Annotated in this window: 1 pseudogene; it reads right to left on the reverse strand. The window is 36.0% G+C overall.

Annotated features, from left to right (window positions below):
• Nucleotides 1-74: 74 nt before the first annotated feature.
• A pseudogene (locus ACUVJL_RS28570) lies at nt 75-1,378 on the reverse strand (IS4 family transposase); the annotation flags it as partial.

Consider the following 1,378-nt stretch of genomic DNA (forward strand, 5'->3'; position numbering starts at 1 on the left):
CCATTAGTCACAAGTTAAGCTAAAAGCACTATTGTCAATGAGTAAAATTACTCATCTTTTACCTGTTGACCCAATTAAAATATGACTCCATTTGTTCCTTTATTGTTGAAAAAAAATTGTTCGGGACTTCTTTGAGTTCCAGGGAAAGGAGAAATAATTAGCCTGACATGAGGTTTTCGCCGTCGCTTAACAATCCCTAAATCTTGATTTTTATCGGCGGCAAAATACTTAACTAAGTCCGAAGCTAATCCTTTTTGATAGGCAACAGAGAAATGATACATACCGCGATAAATCATTTCTAATGAAATCCGTTCAATTGGTACTCCTAATTCATCTGCAATAGCATCTCCTAAGTCTACTAAAATCGCATAAAATAGCCAAGTACCCCAGATTTGGAGCTTGATTCCGTTTAACGAACCTGTCCATAAATAGCTGAGATTTAGTAATCTTTTTACTAGGCAAAATGCCTCTTCAATTCGCCAGCGTCTTTGATATAAATCTGCTACTACATAGGGGGGTAATATTTCGGGTTCTTGGACACTTGTTAGATAAGAACGCCAGGAAGTCTGGGAGCGAATCTGTACTAATCTTATAGTTAAAGCTGGTGTCTTTTTTGTCCCTGCACCTATTTTAATTATCTAGTCTTTGACATCATAGGTATTTGTTAATACCCGCTCTACCTGATAAGATGCACCTTTCTTGATTCGAGTGATAAATCCAATTTCTTGGTCTATTAGTTTTGACCAAAAAGCGAAGTGATAGAAGCCTCTGTCCAATAACAGCAAAGTTTTTGGCTTAACTGTTTTTAGTAAATCTTCTTCCCAATTAGTATCTGCTTGTTTCGGATTTTCCCCAAACCAAATTTCTTCGGGAAGATGAGTTACTAGGTCTATAATTACTCCCATTTTTCCGGCTAATTGACCAATCGGTACATCTGACAAACTTTGTAGCTTCTTAAATAATGCTTCTAATGTTGACCCGTCAGCTATCCAGATATTTTCCAAGTTTTTTAAGGCAAATTGTACGCTATCCGGTAGTGGTCTTGATTTTCTCATCAACCATTCCCGACGAAAATGAGGCAGTAATTCTTTAAATACTTTTTCAAATAAAACTGCGGGAAAAGTTAAAAATATGAGTGATAATGCTTGTTGACTAATTTCAGACGGCTCACACCATAAAAATCCTTCTCTATTTAATAATCTAGTTAATTCTGTTACTCCTGCTACATTTCGCCATAAAAGACTTAATATTGCTGCCATCATTAATGGTAGTGTCAGAATCCTATCTCTTAAATTTAGTTGGCGATAAAAAGTTTTTTGAGCAGCCATTGCTGGAATTAATAAATCTTCCAGGTGATTCGCAATCGCTTCATTTTCTA

This window comes from Microcoleus sp. OTE_8_concoct_300 (assembly GCF_031383065.1).
Classification (GTDB): domain Bacteria; phylum Cyanobacteriota; class Cyanobacteriia; order Cyanobacteriales; family Microcoleaceae; genus Microcoleus.